Here is a 20,810-nt window from a genome sequence, read left to right on the forward strand (position 1 = left end):
CGGGCGCTCGTTACAGCACATTATTATTGCGGGCGTAGGAGTTGCTACCGCGCACCACCTGGGCCGTTCAGCCTCAGCTAAATGAGCGGCGGCTATTGCACCCCGCCGGCCCTAAGCTGCCCGTCTGCAACCGGCCCAAAAGCAGCAGCGAACGTCGCCCTGGACGATCGACAGAACTGCATCTCCTACAAAGTCGCTTGGACCCGTGAATGCCGCCCCTCTAGTTGAGGCATTTCTGCGGTCCAGCCCACGGCCTGACGCCATCAACCCGTAAAGGGTCCGCTATGCTGTGCATGCGGCCGCTTCGCCTGCAGCTGCGCGGTGACTGCGGCCGAGCGCCGGACACTTCGGGCGCTTGTCGAGCGGGGACGGTCTCCGCTCCCGGACACGAGCTACGGAGATGCCGCTCAACCTCGCCCAGAAGAGCGCCTGGAACCTCGCGCGGGCCCTCATGACGGTCGTCATCGTGATCCGGATCGACATCCGGGAATATGGCGGCGTCGAAGCACAGGATTTCGACGGCGATACCGATCTGATCGTTCGCGAATATGATCCCCGGGGCTAGGCGAACCGATCGGGTCGGAAGCCGTCGAGCGCGTCGGCTGCGATACCATCAACGATCTCGAGTGCAGCTAGCCGGCCAAGCGCGGGCGCAAGGGTGACGCCACTATGGGTGACGGCGCTATAGAGGCCCCGTACGCCCGGGGCGAAGCCGACCACGGGGAACGAGTCCGCTGGCACCACGCGCTGGCCGACACTGACCCGCTCTATTGCTGCTTGGCGAAGGGTCGGCAGATATGAAGCTGCTGCCGCCTGGATGATCCTTCCAAAAGCCTGCACGTCCACCCCGTTGGGAGCACCGCCTTCATGTCCGCTGATGCTGGCGACGATACGGCCGTCCGGCAATTGCTTGAACGTGCTGCGCGGCCCGAAGACGACTCGGTCCAGCACCTGCTTTTGCGGCGCGGTGTGGAGGAGGGCCCCCGGCGAGGCGGTGAGCGGTAGCCGCACACCGCCCTGTCCAGCCAGCACCTCGCTGCCGAGGCCCGCTGCCAGCACCACCGTATCCGCCTCGATTACACCATCGGGGGTTCGCACCCCGGTGACCTTTCCGTCGCGCAGGAGGAGGGAGGTGACGTTCACCGGGGCCCGCAATCTGACGCCGAGCTTCGCAGCGCGCGCGATGAGCGCGGCCACCGCGCCGGCGGGGTCGACGGCGCCTTCCTCGGGGAAGAAAGCTCCGGCCGAGACCGGGCCGATGGCCAGCCTGGGCAGCAGGGCCTGGAGCGCGGCAGCATCAATACCGCGCCCTGCATAGCCCCATTGCTGCGCGATCCTGAGGCTCTCGCTCAGCTTCGCGGACTCCGCCTCTGTGTCCCGCCAATAAGTGGCGCCGCCCCATTGCAGGGGAAGCGCTGGGCCGGCTTCCTGCTGCCAGATCCGCCAGCCGGCCATGCCAAGCCAGTTCAGCTGGAAATAGGGTCGCGAGCCGGTCTTGGTCGAGGCGTTGAGATAGGCGAAGGAGTCGCCGGTCGCGCCGGCCGCGGGCTTGAACCGCTCGAGGATGGTGACCGCCACGCCGCGCTTGGCCAGCTCATAGGCGATCGCGGCTCCGACGATCCCGGCACCGATCACGATCGCGGTGCGGTTGCCGGGCGCAGCGGTGGTTGCGCGTGCCGCCCCCAGTGCCAGCGGAGCCGACGCGAGCAGCCCCAGCGTGGCACGGCGGTCGACCCTCATTGGCCTGCCTTCGGCTTGGCCAGCGCCTGGACCTGTCCCCAGACGCGCAGGAAATTGCCGCCCCACAGCTTGGCGATATCTTCCTCGCTATAGCCGCGGCGCTGCAGCTCGGCAGTGATGTTTATCGACTCGCCGACATCGTTCCAGCCGATCACCCCGCCGCCATGGTTGAAGTCGGACGAGATACCGACATGGTCGACGCCGATCTTCTTCACGACATAGTCGATCTGGTCGACATAGTCCTTGAGCGACGCGCGATAGTCCGGGCTGCCGGTGATCGCGTGGAATTCGGCGCTGTACTTCTCGAACACCGCGGGCGGGAGCACCTTTACGCCCTTGTCCGAAAGCGGCTGGATGCCCGCCGGGGTCTTGTCCTCGGGAATGCCGTAGCGGCGGCGGATCTCGTTCAGCCTGGCCAGAGCCTCGGGCGGGAAGGCCTTCACCCAGGAGCTATAGGCGTTGATTGCGACCACGCCGCCCTTGTCGGCGATCGCCTGCAGAGTCGCGTCGTCCAGGTTACGTGGATGGTCGATCACTGCGCGCGCATTCGAGTGGGATGCGATCACGGGCGCACGGCTGAGCTCGATCACCTGGCGCACGCCCTGCGCAGTGATCTGCGACACGTCGATCACCACGCCGAGATCGTTGAGCCGCGCCACCGCTTCACGACCCAGCGGCGAGAGGCCGCCATGCTCGCCCAGTTTGTCGCCGCGCAGCAGGTTCGGCCGGGCGGAGTCCGCCAAGTCGTTGTTGCCGGCATGGGTGAAGCCGAAGATCGACACGCCCTTGTCGTGCCAGGCATCGAGCTGGTTCAGGTCCTTGCCGATCAGGTTGCCGTTGAGGATCGACAGGATGATCGCGACGCGTCCCGACCCCTCGATCGCGCGCAACTCCTCGGGCGAGCGCGCGATTTCGGTTTGCTGCGGATAGCGGCGGACCACGGCTTCGATCGCATCCAGCTTGCGCTGGCCCTTTGCCGCGGCTTCGGCATAGCCGGCTGGCGTCCGCGCGTTCTGCGGCACGAAGATCGCCAGCACCGCGCCCTTCAGCCGGCCGCGCTTCGCCTTGACGAAGTCGAATTGGTCGGGGCCGTCCTTGCCCGGATCATGCGCGCCGGTGCCGAATTCGAACGGGATGTCGAGATGGTTGTCGAGATTCGGGATGCGCTCCTGCAACGCGATCGCCGCCTGGAGCTGTTCCGGCGTGAAGCTCTGGGCATGCGCGCTGGCAAGGGGCAGCGCCGCCCCTGCCAGCAGCAGGAGCAATTTCGAACGAAGGGCAAATCGGGCCATGGGATGTCTCGCTTCGGAAAAGGGGATTACTGGGCCGGGCGGGTCAGCTGGCGGGCGATGAGCTGCCAGCCACGCGGACCCTTGGTCCACACGTCGAGGCCCGAAAGCCGCGCGGTGCTGGTGCTCCCGTCGTCCTTGCTCAGGTGGAAGGTCCAGCTGGCGGTCACATAGGCGACGTTGCCGTAGCTGCGGACCTTCGTATCGGCGATGTCGACCGCAGTGAAGCGCTTGCCCGGTGCCAGGGTCCGGTCGATCTGCGCGACCTTGGACAGAACGGCACCGTCGGTATGGCCATAGGAGATGTCCGGGTGGAAGGCCGCCTCCAGCCCCGCCCGGTCGCCCTTCACTACCGCCGCACGATAGGCATCGATCGCGGCGATGACGGCGGCGCGGGTCGCGGCCGTGCCCTGTTCCTGCACGGGCGCCCCTTCCTGTGCGAAGGCCGGAACGGCAGTCAGGCTTGCGGCGGCGAGCAGTGCGGCGCCGAGATATCCAGATTTCATGGGTGCAGGCTCCTTAGAAGGACAGGTCGAGGCGAGCGAAATAGGTGCGTCCGGCGCCGCCCTCCGGCGACAGGCCGGAATAGAGCGCGACCACGGGATTGCGGGCTGCCGGGAGCACCTGGTCGGGATGGCTGTCGAGCAGGTTGTTGATGCCGGCCGAGATGCGCGCATTTGCGAAAAGGCGGTAACCGGCGGAGAAGTTCACCACTTCCTGCGGCCCGAAGCGCTGGTCATAGGCGACCACGGCATTGCGTGCCCAATAGATGCCGTAGCGGGTGCCCGAGAGATGGGCGTCGAACCCGCCATTGCTGTAGTCGGCGGCCAGGCGCAGGAAGGTGTCGGGATTCCATTCCTCGATCAGCCCGCGCGCCTCATGGCCGATCAGCGACAGGCCGCTGCCCGCCAGCACCGCCGGGGTCGCCTTGATATGGGTGATCCTGGTGTCGCTTAGGTTGAAGCCCGCGCTCAGGTCGAGCCGCTGGTCCTGGCCAAGCCGCCAGCGATAGCGTGCGGTCGCATCGATACCGCGGGTCCGGGTGTCGACCGCATTGGTGAAGTACTGCGCGCCCGAATAGGTCGGGAAGCCGGCACTGGTCAGCACCTGGCGGACCAGTGAGCCGGTCAGCGTCTCGGACAGGGCGATGCGATCGTCGATCGTCGTCTGGTAGAAGTCCACCGTCACCGATAGGTCGCTGCTCGGCGTCCAGACCAGGCCGGTCGAGAGGTTGGTCGCCTTTTCCGGTTTGAGCGGCGTCGCGCCCAGCGCACGGGCAACCGCGCTGTCCACCCGCGCCAGCTTGTTCGTCGCCAGCACGCCATTGGTGATGTTGGGGATGGTCCGCGAATAGGCCGACTGGCCGAGCGACGGTGCGCGATAGCCGGTGCCGGCGCTGCCGCGCCAGGCGAGCTTCGGAGTCACTTCATAGCGCAGCGCCAGGCGGGCATTCCCGGTCGTGCCGAAGTCCGAATAATGCTCGACGCGCCCGGACGCGGTGGCCCGCAGCCCCTTGGCGAGCTCGGTCTCCAGCTCGAGATAGCCTCCGACCACGTCGCGGGTGGTGCGTCCGGCATCGTCGGGCGAGAAGCCGCCAAAGCCCTGCGAGGCCGGCGTCGCCACCTTGCCGGCATTGGGCCCGTCGAGGATCGGCACGCCGCCATTGGCCCAGGAGCCGTAATCGCCCTGGAACACCTGATAGGCCTCATGGCGATAGGCCAGGCCTGCCGCGACATTGAGGGGGCCGCGCAGGAAGCCGGTCTCGAACGGGCGCTTCCAGTCGAAGGTGACATTGGCCTGCTCGTTGAGCAGGTCGCCGGTGTCGAACGAGGTCGGGCTGGCGGTGCCGAGACTGGCATTGTTGGTGTTGTAGACCAGGCTCTCCACCCGGTTGCGCCCGTAGTTCGCACCCAGGTCGAAATCGCCGGCCTTGCCCGACCAGCGCGCCCCGCCGCCGATCGAGGCGTCACGCGAATGGACGCGCAGGAAAGGCTGGAAACCGTCCGGGAACAGTGCGCGCACCGTCTGGTCGGCATTGGGCTGGCGGAGATTGCCAAAGCCCTCATCCTTGCGCCAGCCATAGCTTCCGGTGAGGTACAGCGTCACGCCGCCGACGGTGCTCTCGGCGTTGAGCAGCAGGTTCTCACGCTTGGTAGCGCCGCTGCCATAGAACCAGTTGCGGTTGGGGAAGCTCGCCTCGCGCGGATCGCCGGCGAAGTACATCGTCCGGTTATCCCGGCCGGAAAGCCGCGTGCGTCCGATGTCCCAGACGTCGAACGCCAGGGTAACCGAGCCGTCGCCCGGCAGCTTGGCTCCGATCGAGCCCTCGATGCTCTTGGTCTCGCCGTCGCCCTTGTCGTTGACGCCGTACTGGACCCCGAGATTACCGTGCCCGGCCTGCTTCTTGAGCACGATGTTGACCACGCCAGCGATCGCGTCGGAGCCATATTGCGCGGAAGCGCCGTCGAGCAGCACCTCGACGCGCTCGATCGCGCTCAGCGGGATGCTGTTGAGATCGACGGTCTGCGCGCCCTTGGCGACACCGCTGCCGGCATTGAGCTGGGCGGTGGCGTGGCGGCGCTTGCTGTTGATCAGTACCAGCGTCTCATCCGCCGCCAGGCCGCGCAGCGATACGCCCTTGACGAAGCTCGCCGCGTTCGAGGAGGGCACCGAGGTCGGGAAATTGAAGGAAGGCACTAGGCGTTGGAGCGCTTCGGACAGGGTGCGTGCGCCGGTCGCCTGCAGATCTTCGCCACTAACGAGCTGGACCGGCGCAGAGCTCTCCAGCGCCTTGTTGCCGCTGCGCGAGCCGACCACGACGATGGCGTCCTGCTCATCTCCCGTAGCACCGGATTGCGCCTGGGCGGGAGTGATCAGCGCGAGAGGCACTGCCATCGCCGTCGTGGCAACGCCTCCAAAAATCCGGAGATCAATTCCACCGATTTCGACGCGTCTCGCCGAAACGCCACAGTTCTGATAACGCATGACTATGCTATCCCCCTGATAGACATCAGGCGGGTTGATCAACATTATTTCGGCATAACTTCTCGTTCGGGAAACCCGTCAAAGGCCTCACCGCACGAAATTATCATCCCTTGCGGGAATCACTGCAGAAACGCGCAACCCACCTTTGTTTTTGCTTACAGCTAAAAACCTACCGAAATGGTGGGAATTATCTAGATAGTTAGACTTGTAACCGGACTAGGTCAGCTATTGGGCTGGGTTCGCACCCGTCTGCGTATCACCGCGTTGCCGTCGCCACACTCATCGAGGGCGAGTTCTCATGGTCGGCACGGGAGCACTAGAATCGCCGCCGTTTTCAATTGCTTCAGCTGCTCGCGACCACGTTCCGCCTGTCGAGCGCTATTCAGCCGTGTCCGCTTTGGTCCTTTGCGATCCCAAGAGTTGTCAGTCCGCAACCGGCCCGTAGGTCAGCGTTTGCCTGAAGTCCGAATAGAAGGTCCGGGCGCGTGGTGCGCCCGGACCTTATTGCCTGCGCCGACTTCAGAACCCGTACGAGAGACGCAGGTAGCTAAACTGACCCGGCAGGTCATAGGTGGTTGGATCGAAATTTGCGGAAACAAACCGTAGGCGTTTGCGCAATGGCAACGGGGTGCACATGCCGCGATCAATCGCGCAGTGTGGCTTTGGCGTGACAGCGGCGAGGGGATCTCAGGAAGAGGCGACACGGAGCGAACCGACCGGGATTGGATCGGAAGACGAATGGCTGCTTCTCGCAATGACCGAACTTGAAGGCGACAGTCGCCTACCGGACCAAATGCCGCCGGGCAGCTAAGGGCGTGCGCTGCCTGTGGCGCTTGTGCGTTGGCGCATCAATCTCGGCTGCATAATCGCCGGAACCTTCAGGCTTCACGCCCACAGCCTGCGCATTGACGATCCAGGATCGGTGGGTGCGCACGAACCGCGCGGGCCAAGCTCTTCTTCAGCGCTGCGAGTGAAGAGCGTATCATCAGCCTGCCGGGTCGATGGCGAGTACTTCCTCCAGTCGGATAGAGGATGATGCGCGCAACAGGAGCCGCTTGAATAGCCTGGTAGCGCTAAGGGGATGGTAACGGGCCGGCTTCAATCCACGCGAGGCAGCGCGTCGAGTTGCGCCCGGTAGTTCGCGATCAGCACAGGGTCGGCATCGTTTTGGTGCCTGGCGATGAAGGCGGTCAACGTCGCGCGATACTCCGCGATGAAGGCTGCGTTGCCCGGGCTGGCCGCGAATTGCGCGGCCGCCTTGTCGACTGGTCTGCGATCCTGCTCGATCAGATATTGTCTCCCATAAGGTGAGAGGTCGCGCATGATGACGAAGTTGCGCGGGAAACCAGGGATGTATCGGACTGCGAACCGCTCGCCCTTAGGGGGGATGAGAATGGCGTTGGTGATCGGATAGATGGTAGCGGACATGGTGTCGAACTGTGTTACCACGTCGCGGCCGTCCGCGGTCCGCATCACCGCGTCATACGCCCAGATGGGGGAGTCGTTCAGCGTCGAATTGGTTTCCTCGGCCTGGGTGATGACGGCCGTCCCGTCGACTCCGAACGCCTGGAGGAACAGCGCGTTGAAGAGGTGTGCGGTGAAGATGTTCACCATGCCTAGAACGAAGAACACGATTATCAGCGCCTGCCAGCCCTGATTGCGCCGCCACCTCGCCAGCAACTGGGCCAGTACCACGCCCAGGATGATGAGCAGGGGCAGGGACCAGATGGGATGCTGGGTAAGGAAGTAGAGGATCGCGGACAGTATGACCATGGGGTGCCTGATCTAGAGTAGCGACAGTGCGTGCGGCATGTCGCGGCTATGGTGTGCGGGATTCCTCGTAGCGGTCGAGCGCTTCTTGATCGGCTTTGAGGACGAACTCGCAGGCGAGCAGCGTCTTGCCGGGCAGCGAAGGGCTCTCCCGCGCGATGATCGACACCGTCCCCAGCTCGGGTTGCGGCTGCTGATCCCGCGGTAATGCCCGGGAATAGTCCTTGGTGGCGGTGCCGAGCAGCGTGGAGCCCTTCTTGGCCAGCTGGTAGCGATTGGCGAGCGCATCGGCCTGCAGCCCCTCGATCAGGACGCCGACCGATGTGCCGGCGAAGATGACTTCGCGCGTCTTGAAGCCATCCTGCCCAAACTCCTGCGGCAGTTTGTAGACATCGGCACCCAGCATCGATGTGTCGGGCTTGGCGAGCTTCTCGGCGGCTTCGTAGAGCGCAGTGGCCGAGTCCGATGAATAGGCCGGCTTGCAGAGCGCTGCGTTGTAGAACGGGTCTGCGGATGCCGGCGTGGCGAACATTGCGCCCCACAGGATCGGGAGGACGAGGGGGCTGCGAAGCATCGATGATCCTGTGCTAGATCGAGGGTGGATAGGGTAGGTCACTTTGGCCAAAGGTCCGGTGCCATGGGGCAGGCGTGTTGCTTCACCTCGAGCCGGACGATGTCGTTATGACCGCGTACTTCGTCGCGAATATAGCCGACCCGGACCCGGGAATCAGCGTGGACGAATCCGCCTCCAGGCTCGACCCGGTGATAGCCAAGCCGGATCTCGTTCGCGGCGTAATAGAATTCCCGGCCAGCGACGTTCCATCGTTCCAAGCCGGAATCCGCCTCGTTAGGATTGGCCAGTCCGGGGTGGAACTGATCGAGGCACCCTTCGACGCTGGCGAACCGGCCACTCTGGACCAGGGCCCGTACTTCCCGGCTCTGACGAATGTCGTGCCAGGTCATCCACCCCGCCGCGGCGGTCCAACCCAAAGCCGGAAGCAGGTAGAAAAGGGCGGGCCATCCTCTGTGGCGCCACGCGTACAGCACTGCGCCGGTCAGGCACAGGCCGACCGCCAGGAAGAACAGGTCGAAGGCATAGGCCGGGCGGATCAGGTCGGGATCGCGGGTGAGATCGAAAACGACGTCCAAGCACGCACCTTGTCTGCCCCGCCCATCCTACTATCCACGGGCGAGCGCGCTGCGTCAAACCCGTTTGGAGATCACGTCAGCGTTAGATCGGTTGCCTGGATCAGCTCTCGCCCCGGAGGTGAAGCCCGGGCGTTCCGCAAGGGCCCTTTATGAGGGACGCAACCACTGCGGAGCGAGTGCGCGTTAGTCCGGTGAGGTCTTGGTAGAATTCCACGTCCTCCGTGAAATAGTCCGCCATCGCAGCTGCATCGCATGCGTTGAAGGCGCGCCAGAACGCATCATCGGCGCATCGGACGCCCTGTTCGTCCGATGCGGGTACCGGGGCCACGGTCTGCGCCAGGGCTTCATCCGCCCCCAGGACGCCACCGGCAATGGCGATCAACAGCCCCACTCGCCAGGACATTGCACCTCTCCATGTGTTCTGGTTGTGCAATACGCTTGAAAGGGCCGGCGACCACCTCGCCAGGTACCAACTGATCTAGAGAGGTGCATGATCGGGCAGATCAAACCGTACAGGCGCCAATTCGGCTTCAACCGGAAGATTCGCCATCCCACCGTCGTTCAGGAACTTCATCGCTGCGTGCCAGAGATCGGGCCGATCCCGCAGCAGTTGAAGCGTGCCGGTATGTTGACCGCGATGCACAATGATCGTGCGGGCGTTGGGATAATAGGGCAGGATTCCGAGCAGGTTCTCGATGGGCGTATTGGTGTCCCAGTCTCCCTGGACGAACAGGATCGGAGTATCATCCCTTACTGATAGTCTGAAATTGTCTCCCAGATCCCTGGTCGGCCATGCGCCGGCGGATGCAAGATAGGTAGCGAAATTCCATGGCCCTATGATGTCGAGCGCGGGGTCGGTTCTGAGTTGGCGCTCGCGCGCGGGGCTGAGGCCCGTCGCCGTATCGATCAGCGGCCCGATCAGGGCGCTATCCACTGCCCTGCGGCCATCGACAATCTCGCGCGCCCAGCGCTCGTAGCGTTCATTGTACAGGTCGATGACGAAGGCCGGCCAGCCGGCGGCGCTGGCGGCGTGCTCGACGAGCGATTGCTGGAAGTCGCCTAGGCCGATCGTCACAGTAACGGGCCTGCCGCCGTCCTCCCCCGGGATGGTCACGACGATCGGGGCCGCCGCCAGACGGTCGCGTACCGCGCGCGCCGCGGCCATCAGTCCGCCCGCGGGAATGTAGGGCTGCAGGGCCGCGTCCTGTTCGGCTTCGAACGCGATCCGCTGCATGGCGGCATAGACTTGCGAGGGCATGTCGTAGCCGTCGTCGAGTGGCTCGACCGCCGAGATGAGCGCGCGCGCAACGGTGCCGGGATGGCGTTTCATCACCGCGAAGCTCCATTGCGAGCCGAAGCTGGCGCCCAGCAGTGAAATGCGCGGATAGCCCAGCGCCTGGCGAACCGCGTCGACGTCGTCGGCGCATTCCGCGATCGTATATCCGGCAAGGTCGCGTCCCGGGTTCCCGGTGCCGGCCGCTTTCGCGAGCGCCATCGTTACCGCGACATTGTCCGCGACCGTCGTCGGGTGATCGAGCGGCATCGCCGGATAGTGCAGCTTGAGCATGTCACCGCGCAGCGTGAACCCGCGCTGCTCGACGATGACGAGGTCGGCACCGGCGCTATAGTCCAGCCAATATCGCAGCCGGCGCCGCGCAGACTCGCTCTTGTCGCCAATGGTGTCGAGCAGGGTGACGCCGGGGCCGCCAACGAGCAGGAAGATCGGCGGCACCTTGGTCGCCACGCGGGCCTTCACGCGGAGGACGCCGACGCCGATCTGACGGCTGTTGCGTTTCGAGCGGTTCTCCGGAACGAGCATCGTGCCGATTTCGTACGGAACGGGCGTGTCGTCGGAGGCGATTTCCACCCCCGCTGTGAGGACCAATCCGGGCGAAGCCTCCGTGGCGGCTGCCGGTGACGGCAGCGGAGCCAAAGGACTTGCCGCGAGGAGGCAGAGCGCGAGGGATCGAGTGAGGTCGTGCATTCGTCACCTTCCAATCATTGACCCTGCACCGGTCGGCTCGGGACGCAGGGGGCGATCTCCACCCGCGACAATCGACCGGGCAGCCCCGTTCTCTAACGATGGCACTCTTGATGCTGCCGGCCGATCGGTGAACGGCAGGATCTGGCCGGCGAGCGGCAAGACCAGAATGGAATTCCCTCTATAAGGCGGGATCATGATCCGGCTTGCGGCGATCCTTCTCGTCTTCCTTCTCGCGCCGTCCGTTCGTGCAGCCGATTTGGTCGAGGTGCGCGAGGTCATCCTGTGCGCCGGGCCTGCCGGAACCCAGCCTGCGTTCACCGAACCATCGTGCCGCGGCATGGCGTTGGGTTCGATCGATAGCCAGGAGGGACCGGTCTGGATCAAGGCGATCCTTCCTCTGCCGCGGACCGATCGGCCACGTGGTCTCAGGATCGCGGCGATGGCTGCGAGTGAGGTCTGGTGGAATGGCACGCGTCTCGGGGCGAACGGCAGGCCGGGTGCCGATGCGTCGGCGGAGATCCCCGGCACGTTCGATGCGGTCTGGCCGCTTGCGCCCACTATTCTCCGGCCGGGCGACAATGTCCTGGTCGCGCACCTCTCCTCCTGGCACCAGCCCTGGCACATCGGCCGTCCTGTCGTGCAGATCGACGTCGAGGAATATACCGGGCCGCAGGCGCCTCTCCTGCGCTATTACCTTCCCGCCTTGCCGACTGCAGGCATCTTCGCCATCGCCGCGATCTTCTTCGGCGGCGCGTGGTTCGCCGATCGCCGCAACATGGGCTCGCTCGCGCTTGCTACCTTGTCAGCCGTGACGCTGGCGCAATTGGCGGTCGAAGTGTCCCGCGGAATCCTGCCTCTCCCCTATCCCTGGCAGGGACCGCGTCTGCTCATCATCATGATCTGCGCGAGCGGTGTTGGCATGGCGATGCTTGCCTACGCCGCGTGGCATTATCGGCGCGACACCCTGGTCGCATGGATATCGGTCGGAGCGACGGCCATGGTCGGCGTGTGGCTCCTGCCGATCGCCGAGGATACGCGATCGATGCTGGGCCTCGCGCTTGGTGCGTCGGCGGCGATCGCGGCCGCCTTCACCGCCGCCCGGCGGCACGGCGGGAAGGGGCTACGCGCCAGGCTTCTGCTGGTCGCGCTGGCGGTCTTCATCACCCTGCTGGCGCTCCAGCCTAACTTCCTCGACGGTGCGCAGTATCTCACGCTGGCAGGGCTGGCCGCCATATTGTTCGCCGACCAGATCCTTGTCCTCAGGAGGGCCCAGCGCGAGGCGGCGATCGCGGCGATGCGCGCGGCGGGGCTGGAGACGGCGCTTCTGCGACAAAGCATCGCGCCGCACTTCCTGCTCAATACGCTCAACAGTCTGGTCGAATGGGTCGAAAGCGATCCGAAGGCCGGTGTCGAAATGATCGAACTGCTCGGTGACGAGTTCCGCACCCTTGCGAGGATCGCCGGACAACCGCTGATCGCGCTCGACGAAGAGGTCGAACTCTGCCGCGCCCATCTGAGATTGATGGCGTTTCGTACCGACGCCCGGCTAGGCCTCGAGATCGATGGCGAGACAGCAAACCTCCAGATTCCTCCCGGTATCCTTCTCACGTTGGTCGAGAATGCGCTGGTGCACGGCCGATACGCGGACGGCGCAAGCTTCTCGCTGAAGATCGTGCGCGCCGGGGCGCTGCTCGGCTCGCTCGAACTGACGACACCCCCAAGCCTGCGCGGCGGCGAGGGGGCCCTGAGCACGGGGACGGGGCTCGCCTATATCGGGGCCCAGATCGCTGCTGCGTTCGGCGCGGCTGCCACGGTCGACGGCCGGACCATGGATAGCAATAGCTGGCGCACCACCATCGTCACGGGCACCCTGTCATGAGGTTGTTGCTGGTCGAGGACGAAGCGTCCGCGATGCGCCGGCTGGTCCGGCTGGTCGGCGATCACTTGGGAAACCGCGCTTTCTTGTGCTGTGTCGACGATGTCGCGGCGGCCGTCGAGCAACTCGAAGCCGCCACCTTTGATGGCATCCTGCTCGATCTCAATCTCGGTGGCAGCAACGGCTTCGAGGTGATGCGTGCGGCCGGTCGGACGCCGTGCGTGGTCGTGTCGGCGCATGCAGACCGCTCGCTTGAGGCCTTCGACCACGCGGTGCTCGACTTCGTGCCCAAGCCTATCGTCCCGGCGAGGCTCACCCGGGCACTCGACCGGCTCGCCGCGATCGGTGCCGGACCGCGGCGTGCCACGCTCATCGTGCGGACCATCGGTCGGGCCGAGATCGTCGATTGCGACGATCTGGTCCGTATCCAGGGTGCCGATGACTATGCCGAACTGGTGACCATCGACGGCAGGCGCTTGCTCCACGACGGCAGCCTCGCCCTGCTCGAACGACGCCTCCCGGTGAATTTCGTTCGCGTGCACCGCTCGCACATCGTCAATGTCGTGCATGCTTCAGCGATCGTCCGCCAGGAGGTGGGCGCCGCCGTCAGGATGGCTGGCGGGCAGTTCGTGCCCGTCAGCCGGCGCCGGCTCCCGGCCGTCGAGCGCAGGTTGCTCAAAGAGCAATCCCTTTCCGGCGACCGGAAATGATCCCTGCTGGCAGAACGATCACAAGGAGGAGAAGCATGCGCGGATTGAAGTTGGCGACGGCCGCAATGGCAGCATTTCTTGTCGGACCGGTTCAGGCGCAAAGCCCGGAGGCTGCTTTCACCAGGCGGCTCCACCGACTGGCCGAGCAGCTCGACCTGCCGGGATTCAGCGTCGCCGTGGTCCGCGATGGCAAGATCGTCTATCGCCATCAGGAAGGGGTCGCCAACCGTGCAACCGGCGCCCCGATCAAGCCCGATGCGCTGTTCGGCATCGCTTCGGTCACCAAGTCGATGACCGGGATCATCCTCGCTCAGCTCGAGGCGGAAGGAAGAATCCGGTTTGACGATCCTGTCCTGGCCTATCCGCTCATCATCGGATGGCAGCCACCGGAAGGCATGGGCGACGCGAACAATACCGTCGGTGATGTTCTAAGCATGAGCGCCGGAGGCCGCCCCGGCGAGACCTTCGTCTATAACGGCGCGCGCTTCAACCACCTGGCCGGACTGTTCGACAAGGTGAGCGGCATGTCCTCGCCGCAGAGCTATGTCGTGCAGAGCCGCCGGCGTATCCTGGAACCGCTCGGGATGACCGATACGATGACGGGATATCAGAAGGAGGACCCGCTCGCACCGCGCGCGGTCAAGCGCTACGAAGCGCAACCGTCGACCTCGGGCTGGAACTATGTGGAACGGCCTTACGATTGGGACGCGGCCTATCCCGCCTCGGGGCTCATCTCGACCATCGACGATCTCGCAAAATACGCGTCCGCACTCGACCGGAATGCCCTGATCGACCAGGCGAGCTATGATCGCCTCACAACCCCGCGCAACGGCCATGCCTATGGTTATGGCTGGTTCACCCAGGCCAGCCCGGCCGGGCGGCTCCATTGGGTGTACGGCTATGGCCAGGCCGAATCCGCCCTGTTCCTGCGTGTGCCTGACAGGAGGCTCACCTTCATCTTCCTGGCCAATGCCGACACCCCTTCCGCGCTTGCCCATCTCGATTATGCCGACGTGCTTCGTCAGCCGTTCGGGCTTGCGTTCGTCGACGCCTGGGTGATGGGCGGGAAGGGGCTGGATTTCGATCGACCGATGCCGGCGATCGAACGGCAGGTCGGCCCGAGGCCCACGCCGATGACGGTCGAGGCATTGTTCGACGAAGCGATGCTTCAGGCCTTTCGCGCGCGCATGACCGGAGCTGGCACGGAGCGGGCGATAGCGCTCACCGAGCTCCTCGCGCGCGTGGCCCCGCAGCGTTTCGCCGGTCCGGATGTCTATATGCTGGGGCTATTGTCCGAGGTCATGTCGCCTCGTCTCGAGGTACCCGCCCGCCAGCTGCTCGCGGCTTTCGATCTCGACAAGGACCAGAGACCCGTCGCTGCCTATTGGAGCGGTACCGTTCGCGAGCGGCTGGGGGATGCGGAGGGTGCCATGGGCGCCTATGCACTGCTTTGCGACCAGCCCGGCTTCGACGACGAGGAAATGAAAGCCAGGGCCTGCGAGCGCCTCGGCGTACACGAACTCGGGAAGGGACAACAAGCCGAGGCACGGACCCATCTCTGGCGCTCGGCCCTGCTGTCGCGCAGCGCCGCGGATGGCAAGGAATTCGATCGCAAGGTCGCGCTTATCGCTAAACTTGGCACTTCCGCGAAATAGCCTACCGCTCGCGTGGATTGTCGAGAGGGTGTCGTCAGCTATGCGTCTCAATAGCGGTCGTTCGACATTCCATCTGATGAGACTGAAAGCTGCCTTCCAGCCCGCTACCACCGCCTCCGATCACAGCCAGCGTGCCGCATCAGGAAGCTGCCATGAAGCTGTAATGCCCCCCGGATAGGCGACGGCACCAGCGCCGGGGAGCCGCCTCTTGAACTTCGATGAATCGGTGTACCGGCTGTTCCGCCGCGAAGTCTATCGCCTCGCCTATCGGCATTTGGGCGATCATTCGGCGAGCGAGGACGTGGTGCAGGACAGCTTTGTCCGGCTCGCCCAATATCGCTCGGGCACGGTCGCCAATCTGGGGGGCATGTTGCGTACGATCGCCCATAACCTGATCGTCGATCAGGCCCGTTTCCACAAGCGCCGGGCCGAAGAGGTGTTGCCGGACGGCGTCGACGTTCCCAACGAGTCGCCTTCGCAGGAGCAGGTGCTGCTGCAGCGCGAGCGGATGGAACAGGTCTCCGAGATCCTGGCGCAGATGCCCGAGCAGCGGCGGCAGGTCTTTATCATGCGGCGCCTGCACGGTATGTCCGCCAGGGAAGTGGGCGCGGCTCTGGCGATCAGCCCCGCCGCCGTCGATACCCATGTGGCGCGCGCGGTGCTCGCGCTGCACCGGGGTATGGCGGATCTGGAGGGGCGCCAGGCCCAATGACGGCGAATTACGTGCAGGATCAGGAGGACGAGGAAGCGGCGCTGTGGGTCGCGCGCCATATGAGCAATGTCGTCGATGCGACGGCATTTGCTGAATGGCTGACCGGTGCGCCCGGGCGCCGCGAGACGTTCGATGCGCTATGGGCGACGTGCATGGACGATGTCGTCGCCGATGGTATCCGCTTGCACGAGCAGCAGGCACGGGCGCGCGAACCAGCTGTCCAGCCGCCCCGCTTCGGGCGCCGCGCCGCGATCGGGCTGGGTGCCGCGGCGGCGTGCGTTGCGGTTGTCGGCCTCTCCTGGCCAGAGCTTCGCTTCGCTGTGACCCCGGCGCAGCACTATGCGACCCGCGCAGGCGAAGTTCGCAGCTTCACCCTGGCGGACGGCTCGACCGTACTATTGAACGGCGCGAGCCGGGTCAGCGCGCGAATCGGCGAGGGCCGTCGCGAAGTCGCGCTGGAAGCCGGCGAAGCGCTGTTCGACGTCGAGCACGATGAGAACCGGCCATTCCGCGTTTCAGCGGGGCAGGGGCGAGTGACGGTTCTGGGAACGCGCTTCGATCTCGCGCTCAACGGTGGCAGCGTCGATTTGGCGGTGGAACGCGGGCTGGTGCGCTTCGATAGCGAGGGCGGTGCAGGGGCGGTGCTGGTGCCGGCGGCGCATCGTTCCACGCTGGTCGATCGGCATATTGCGAAACCCGTGACGTTCGAAGGCGATTCCGCATCTGGCTGGCGTGACGGCTGGCTGCAGGTGGAGGACATGCCGCTCGAGCAGGTGGTGCCGCATCTGCAGCGCTGGACCGGGCGGGCCATCGCTGTCGCCGACCCAACGCTGCTCCGCAAGCGCATCGCCGGCCGGTTCCGCCTGTCGCAGCCTGGCACGGTGCTGGAGAATCTGGGCGTACTTTATGGCTTCAAGGTCCGGCAGACCGAACAGGCCTATATCCTGGAACGAAAGTGATGATCCCGCTGCCAATCATCACCTCCGGGCAGCGGATCGACGGCGGACTCTAGGCGATGAAGGGCGCGCGGGCCTTCTACCGCTTCGGCGCAGTGGTGGCGATCACGACTACCTTCCCTGCCGGCGCACATGATGTCGCATCGCGTCGGGTGCCCTTCGCGATCCCCGCGGGCCCGCTTGCGCCGGCGCTGACGGCATTCTCCAAAGCGAGTGGGGTGCAGGTGTTGGCCGATCCGGCGGTGCTGCGCGGGCTGGAGACGCGCGGCGTGCGCGGACGAATGTCACCAATCCAGGCTCTGGAGATATTGCTGCGGGGAACCGGCCTCGGCTTCCGGCGGCGCGACGAGACGATCCTGATCTTCAAGCTGGACATGCCGGCGCGAGCGACCGCGCAAATCCGCACTCACCCTGCCCGGTCCGTGCCCTCGTCGGACGATGCCACCACGCAGGCTGAACCCTCCGGCAAGATCGTCGTGATCGGCCAGCGCATCGCCGATCGCAGGGCTATCGCGATCAAGCGAAGCGCACGCAACATCGTGGATGCGATTTCCAGCGACGAGGTGCGCCGCTTGCCGGACAGCACCGTGGTCGATGCGATGCGGCGTATTCCCGGCGTGTCGGTGGTGCCGATCGCCGACAATGAACATCCCCGCGACGTGCCGATCGCACCGGTCATTCGCGGGCTGACCCAGGCCTATAACAACGTCACCATCAACGGCTTGCCGGTAGCCTCCACCGGCATTCCCGACGCCGGCTCCAACAGCGCGGTACGCGGGGCCCGACTGGACCTCTTGCCTGCCTCGTTGGTCAGCCGGCTGCTGGTGATGAAGACCTTCACTCCCGAATATGATCCCAATGCGATCGGTGCGGCAATCGACCTGCAGACGCGCAGCGCCTTCGACAATGCTGGTCGTGCGTTCCTGTCGCTCGAGGCTGGGCTGGCCACTCCCAGCGAGCGCGGACAAGTGCAGGCGCAAGGCCGGTTCGGCGCGCATCTGAGCGCCACAGCGAGCCGCACCTTCGGATCAGACGGGCAGTTCGGCCTGGTGGTTTCCGCTAATTATCAGCGACTTGAGAACAACAGCAACGTCCACGCCACCAGCGACAGCAGTTTCCTCGTCTTCTACGACGATGCCGGCCGCCAGCGTCGCGACGGGACGCTGGGCAACGGTATCCCGGTGCCGCGGCAGGACAAATACTGGTATAATGGCAGCGACCGTCAGCATCTGGGCGGGACGATCCGTGCCGAGGCCGATCTGGACACGCTGCGCCTCTCGGCCCTGGTGGCGGATTACCGCTATCGCGACGGCTATACGCGCAATGAGATCGCGATCGATCCCGATCAGGCGTGGGTCCTTGACCAGACCCGGACTTCGGGACGCTTCGATACCGCATCGATCCAGGTCGGCTATCGTGGCGGCGTGACGCACAGCGAGACGCGAGTTCTCCAGCTCGATGCCGATTGGCAGCCGACGTCCCGCGATGCACTATCGCTACGGGTTGGCCTGTCCCGTGCGACGATGCGGGAGCGCTACAAGATGGTGAAGTTCACTGCCGGACAGGACCGGGTGAACGGGATCTTCGGCGTGCCCGCGCTCGGCTTCCGCTATGATAGCATGCCGCTGCAGTTCAGCTTCAACGTGCCGGAGAAGGCCTATCAGGACCTGTCGCTCTACACGGCCGACTATTGGCGCAGGCGCGGGCGACAGGCGACTGCGGGGATCGGCAATATCCGTGCCGACTGGCGGCGCGACATGGCCGATGGCGAGGAGGGGCTGGGATTTGCGGCGGGGATCGCCTGGACCCGCAGCACCTATGCCTATGGTTATCAGAGCCTGGCGTTCGGTACCCTGAATCGCAGCCTCACCCTGGATGACGTGGGCTATGTCAGCAATGCAGCCTTGCCGTTCAACCAGAACCGGCTGCGGCTGATCGTCATCGATCCGGCACGGGCCTGGCGGATGTTCGACGCGAACCAGGCGAGCATCTCGATCACCGATGGCGTCGAGAACGACCATCAGGACGATTTCGACCATCGAGAAAGCGTGCTGAGCGGCTATACGATGGTGCGCTTCCAGCAAGGACCGGTCGAACTGCTCGCGGGATCGCGGCTGGAACGCACAGAGACCTCGACCCAGGGCTATCTCTCCGTCGATGACGCCTGGTCGACGATCGGATCGGGTTCTGACTATTTCCAGCTGCTGCCCTCGCTGCTCGCCAATTACCGACCGCTGCACGCGCTGAAGCTGCGTGCCGGCTATAGTCGAACCATCGGGCGGCCGAGCTATGAGGCATATTCGCCTCGCTCCTCGATCGAGTTCGACACTGGCAGTGCGGTCGGCGATCCCGATGCGCCGGGCGTCAAGGTGGCGATGGGCAACCCGCATATCCGTCCGCGCATCTCCGACAATTTCGATCTGAGTGGCGAATGGACGCTGCCCAAGCGGTTCGACGGGATGCTATCCGCTGCACTGTTCCACAAGGCGATCCAGGACGAAATCTTCGACGCGATCACCCGCGGCTATGCCCATGACGGCGTCTATTATCGCAACGCGACGGTGGTGCGCCCCGCCAATGCGAGCGGTGCGCATATCAGCGGGCTTGAGCTGAGCGCCATGGTGGGATCGCTGGGCGCGATCTCGCCGGTGCTCAAGAATATCGGGTTCAGTGCGAACTGGACGCTGCTGCGCGGCGCAGTGACGGTGCCGATGACCAGTGGTGTAACGCGCAAGCTCGGGCGGCTGGTTGGCCAGCCCGATGAGATCCGCAATCTGGCGATCTTCTACAATCGCGGCGGTTTCGAGCTGCGCGCCGCGATGAACTGGACCGGCAAGGCGCTGCGCAGCATCGCGCCCGATACTGTCTGGCAGGATGTCTATTGGGCGCCCCGCACCCAGTTCGACGTCCAGGGTCGCTATCATGTCGGCCGGAATTTCAGCGCCATCCTCGATCTCGCCAATATTACCCGGACTCGGGTGACCAGCGTCACCGGGCCCGGCGCCCGGTGGCTGAAGGACAGCTATTCGGTGCCGGGCGTAGTGCGGTTGAGCCTCAACTGGGGCTTTGGCCAGTAGCGCCGATCAGGCGCATTTGCGCAGATACTCGCGCAGCAGGGCGGGGCGATCGGTCTGGATCGCGTTGACGCCGAGATCGAGCATCGACTTGAGTAGCGGGCATGCCTTGGGCGCATTGGCCACCATCAGCATGTCGAGTTCCCCCAGCGCATTCTCCCAGATCCGCGCGGGCACCTGCCGAATCGCGTCGCGCGACGCGGGATCGAGCGATTCCGGATCGGCATGGACGATCCGCACAGGCGCGAGACCCCGGTTGAGTTCGTCCAGTTTCACCTTGGCGGTGAAGCGCGTCATCACCTGCAGTTTCGGCTCGATCGCGCGGGCGGCGCGCAGCAGATCGCTGTCGGCATCGAACAGCATCACCTGATCGATCATGCCCAGTTCCTGGATGACCGCGATTACTGGAGCGAAGCGATCCGTCTTCATGTCGAGATCGACCAGCACGCGCCCGCAGGTGCGTGTCAGGAATTCGAGCAGGGTGGGCGGCGGCAAGTCGCTGCCCTTGAGGCGCAGCTTGCGCAATTCGGCATAGGTCTTGTCGGCGGCGCGGCCGGTGCCGTCGGTGGTGCGATCGAGCTTCTGGTCGTGCAGGATGAAGGGCACGCCGTCGGCGCTGACCTGCACGTCCGTCTCGACGGCATCGGCGCCGGCAGCAACGGCTTCGTCGATGGCGGCCAGCGAGTTCTCCGGCGCCTTGAGGTGCCCCCCGCGATGCGAGGCAATGAGGAGCGACCCGTGCGGATCGGCCCAGGCGCGCTGCAGTTCGGCGATGCGCGAGGTCGTGCCGCAAACCGGAGCGGCCATTGCCGGGGTGGCGACGACGAGCGTGATGGCAGTGGCGAATTTGGCGATCATGATGTGTCTTCTTCCTGTCAGCCGGAAAAGGACGTGGGGGAGGGCGCTATGC

General features: G+C 65.1%; 17 protein-coding genes. 7 read left to right on the forward strand and 10 right to left on the reverse strand.

Going from position 1 to position 20,810, the window contains the following annotated elements; all coding sequences use genetic code 11:
- Nucleotides 1-400: 400 nt before the first annotated feature.
- Nucleotides 401-565 carry a hypothetical protein gene (locus tag GGR46_RS21325; RefSeq protein WP_184000004.1) on the forward strand — a complete coding sequence of 55 codons (165 nt, stop codon included), beginning with the start codon at nt 401-403 and terminating at the stop codon, nt 563-565.
- On the opposite strand, the gene GGR46_RS21330 is transcribed toward GGR46_RS21325, so the two are convergent.
- The 9 genes from GGR46_RS21330 to GGR46_RS21370 all read right to left on the reverse strand — a co-directional run bounded on the left by GGR46_RS21330 (nt 562) and on the right by GGR46_RS21370 (nt 10,917).
- A complete protein-coding gene (locus GGR46_RS21330) occupies nt 562-1,740 on the reverse strand; it encodes an NAD(P)/FAD-dependent oxidoreductase (protein ID WP_184000005.1) in 1,179 nt (392 codons plus the stop codon). The genes GGR46_RS21325 and GGR46_RS21330 overlap by 4 nt on opposite strands.
- Nucleotides 1,737-3,032 carry a dipeptidase gene (locus GGR46_RS21335; RefSeq protein ID WP_184000006.1) on the reverse strand — a complete coding sequence of 432 codons (1,296 nt, stop codon included), beginning with the start codon at nt 3,030-3,032 and terminating at the stop codon, nt 1,737-1,739. Before GGR46_RS21335 ends, GGR46_RS21330 begins: the two co-directional genes overlap by 4 nt.
- A gap of 26 nt (nt 3,033-3,058) precedes the next feature.
- Complete coding sequence (locus GGR46_RS21340; protein ID WP_184000007.1) at nt 3,059-3,535, reverse strand: nuclear transport factor 2 family protein; 477 nt, start codon at nt 3,533-3,535, stop codon at nt 3,059-3,061.
- Between the two features lie 13 nt (nt 3,536-3,548).
- Nucleotides 3,549-5,924 (reverse strand): TonB-dependent receptor plug domain-containing protein, encoded by a 2,376-nt coding sequence (locus GGR46_RS21345; RefSeq protein ID WP_246426235.1) that lies wholly within the window; start codon nt 5,922-5,924, stop codon nt 3,549-3,551.
- A gap of 1,188 nt (nt 5,925-7,112) precedes the next feature.
- The gene (locus GGR46_RS21350; RefSeq protein ID WP_184000009.1) at nt 7,113-7,787 is read right to left on the reverse strand and encodes a hypothetical protein; all 675 of its coding nucleotides are present in this window, start codon (nt 7,785-7,787) and stop codon (nt 7,113-7,115) included.
- A 46-nt stretch (nt 7,788-7,833) separates the two neighbouring features.
- Nucleotides 7,834-8,358, reverse strand: coding sequence for a hypothetical protein (locus GGR46_RS21355; RefSeq protein ID WP_184000010.1), 525 nt, complete (start codon nt 8,356-8,358; stop codon nt 7,834-7,836).
- Between the two features lie 38 nt (nt 8,359-8,396).
- Nucleotides 8,397-8,933, reverse strand: a complete 537-nt coding sequence (locus tag GGR46_RS21360; RefSeq protein WP_184000011.1) for a hypothetical protein — start codon at nt 8,931-8,933, stop codon at nt 8,397-8,399.
- Nucleotides 8,934-9,033: 100 nt separating this feature from the next.
- Nucleotides 9,034-9,336 carry a DUF4440 domain-containing protein gene (locus tag GGR46_RS25960; protein WP_184000012.1) on the reverse strand — a complete coding sequence of 101 codons (303 nt, stop codon included), beginning with the start codon at nt 9,334-9,336 and terminating at the stop codon, nt 9,034-9,036.
- A gap of 75 nt (nt 9,337-9,411) precedes the next feature.
- On the reverse strand, nt 9,412-10,917 hold the full coding sequence (locus tag GGR46_RS21370) for an alpha/beta fold hydrolase (protein WP_184000013.1): 1,506 nt from the start codon (nt 10,915-10,917) through the stop codon (nt 9,412-9,414).
- Nucleotides 10,918-11,110: 193 nt separating this feature from the next.
- Between GGR46_RS21370 and GGR46_RS21375 the strand changes: the two genes are divergently transcribed.
- From GGR46_RS21375 to GGR46_RS21400, 6 genes are all read left to right on the forward strand, one after another.
- The gene (locus tag GGR46_RS21375) at nt 11,111-12,796 is read left to right on the forward strand and encodes a histidine kinase (protein ID WP_184000014.1); all 1,686 of its coding nucleotides are present in this window, start codon (nt 11,111-11,113) and stop codon (nt 12,794-12,796) included.
- The gene (locus GGR46_RS21380) at nt 12,793-13,503 is read left to right on the forward strand and encodes a LytR/AlgR family response regulator transcription factor (RefSeq protein WP_184000015.1); all 711 of its coding nucleotides are present in this window, start codon (nt 12,793-12,795) and stop codon (nt 13,501-13,503) included. Before GGR46_RS21375 ends, GGR46_RS21380 begins: the two co-directional genes overlap by 4 nt.
- Before the next feature lie 35 nt (nt 13,504-13,538).
- A complete protein-coding gene (locus GGR46_RS21385; RefSeq protein ID WP_184000016.1) occupies nt 13,539-15,158 on the forward strand; it encodes a serine hydrolase domain-containing protein in 1,620 nt (539 codons plus the stop codon).
- A gap of 208 nt (nt 15,159-15,366) precedes the next feature.
- Nucleotides 15,367-15,870: an RNA polymerase sigma factor gene (locus GGR46_RS21390; protein WP_184000017.1), complete on the forward strand. Its 504-nt coding sequence runs from the start codon at nt 15,367-15,369 to the stop codon at nt 15,868-15,870.
- Nucleotides 15,871-15,881: 11 nt separating this feature from the next.
- On the forward strand, nt 15,882-16,829 hold the full coding sequence (locus tag GGR46_RS21395) for a FecR domain-containing protein (RefSeq protein WP_221262875.1): 948 nt from the start codon (nt 15,882-15,884) through the stop codon (nt 16,827-16,829).
- 56 nt (nt 16,830-16,885) lie between these two features.
- The gene (locus GGR46_RS21400; RefSeq protein WP_184000019.1) at nt 16,886-19,903 is read left to right on the forward strand and encodes a TonB-dependent receptor; all 3,018 of its coding nucleotides are present in this window, start codon (nt 16,886-16,888) and stop codon (nt 19,901-19,903) included.
- A 6-nt stretch (nt 19,904-19,909) separates the two neighbouring features.
- Here GGR46_RS21400 and GGR46_RS21405 read toward each other — a convergent pair whose 3' ends face one another.
- Nucleotides 19,910-20,758: a glycerophosphodiester phosphodiesterase family protein gene (locus tag GGR46_RS21405; RefSeq protein ID WP_184000020.1), complete on the reverse strand. Its 849-nt coding sequence runs from the start codon at nt 20,756-20,758 to the stop codon at nt 19,910-19,912.
- Nucleotides 20,759-20,810: the final 52 nt, after the last annotated feature.

It is taken from the genome of Sphingomonas kyeonggiensis (assembly GCF_014196745.1).
Taxonomy (GTDB): Bacteria; Pseudomonadota; Alphaproteobacteria; order Sphingomonadales; family Sphingomonadaceae; genus Sphingomonas; species Sphingomonas kyeonggiensis.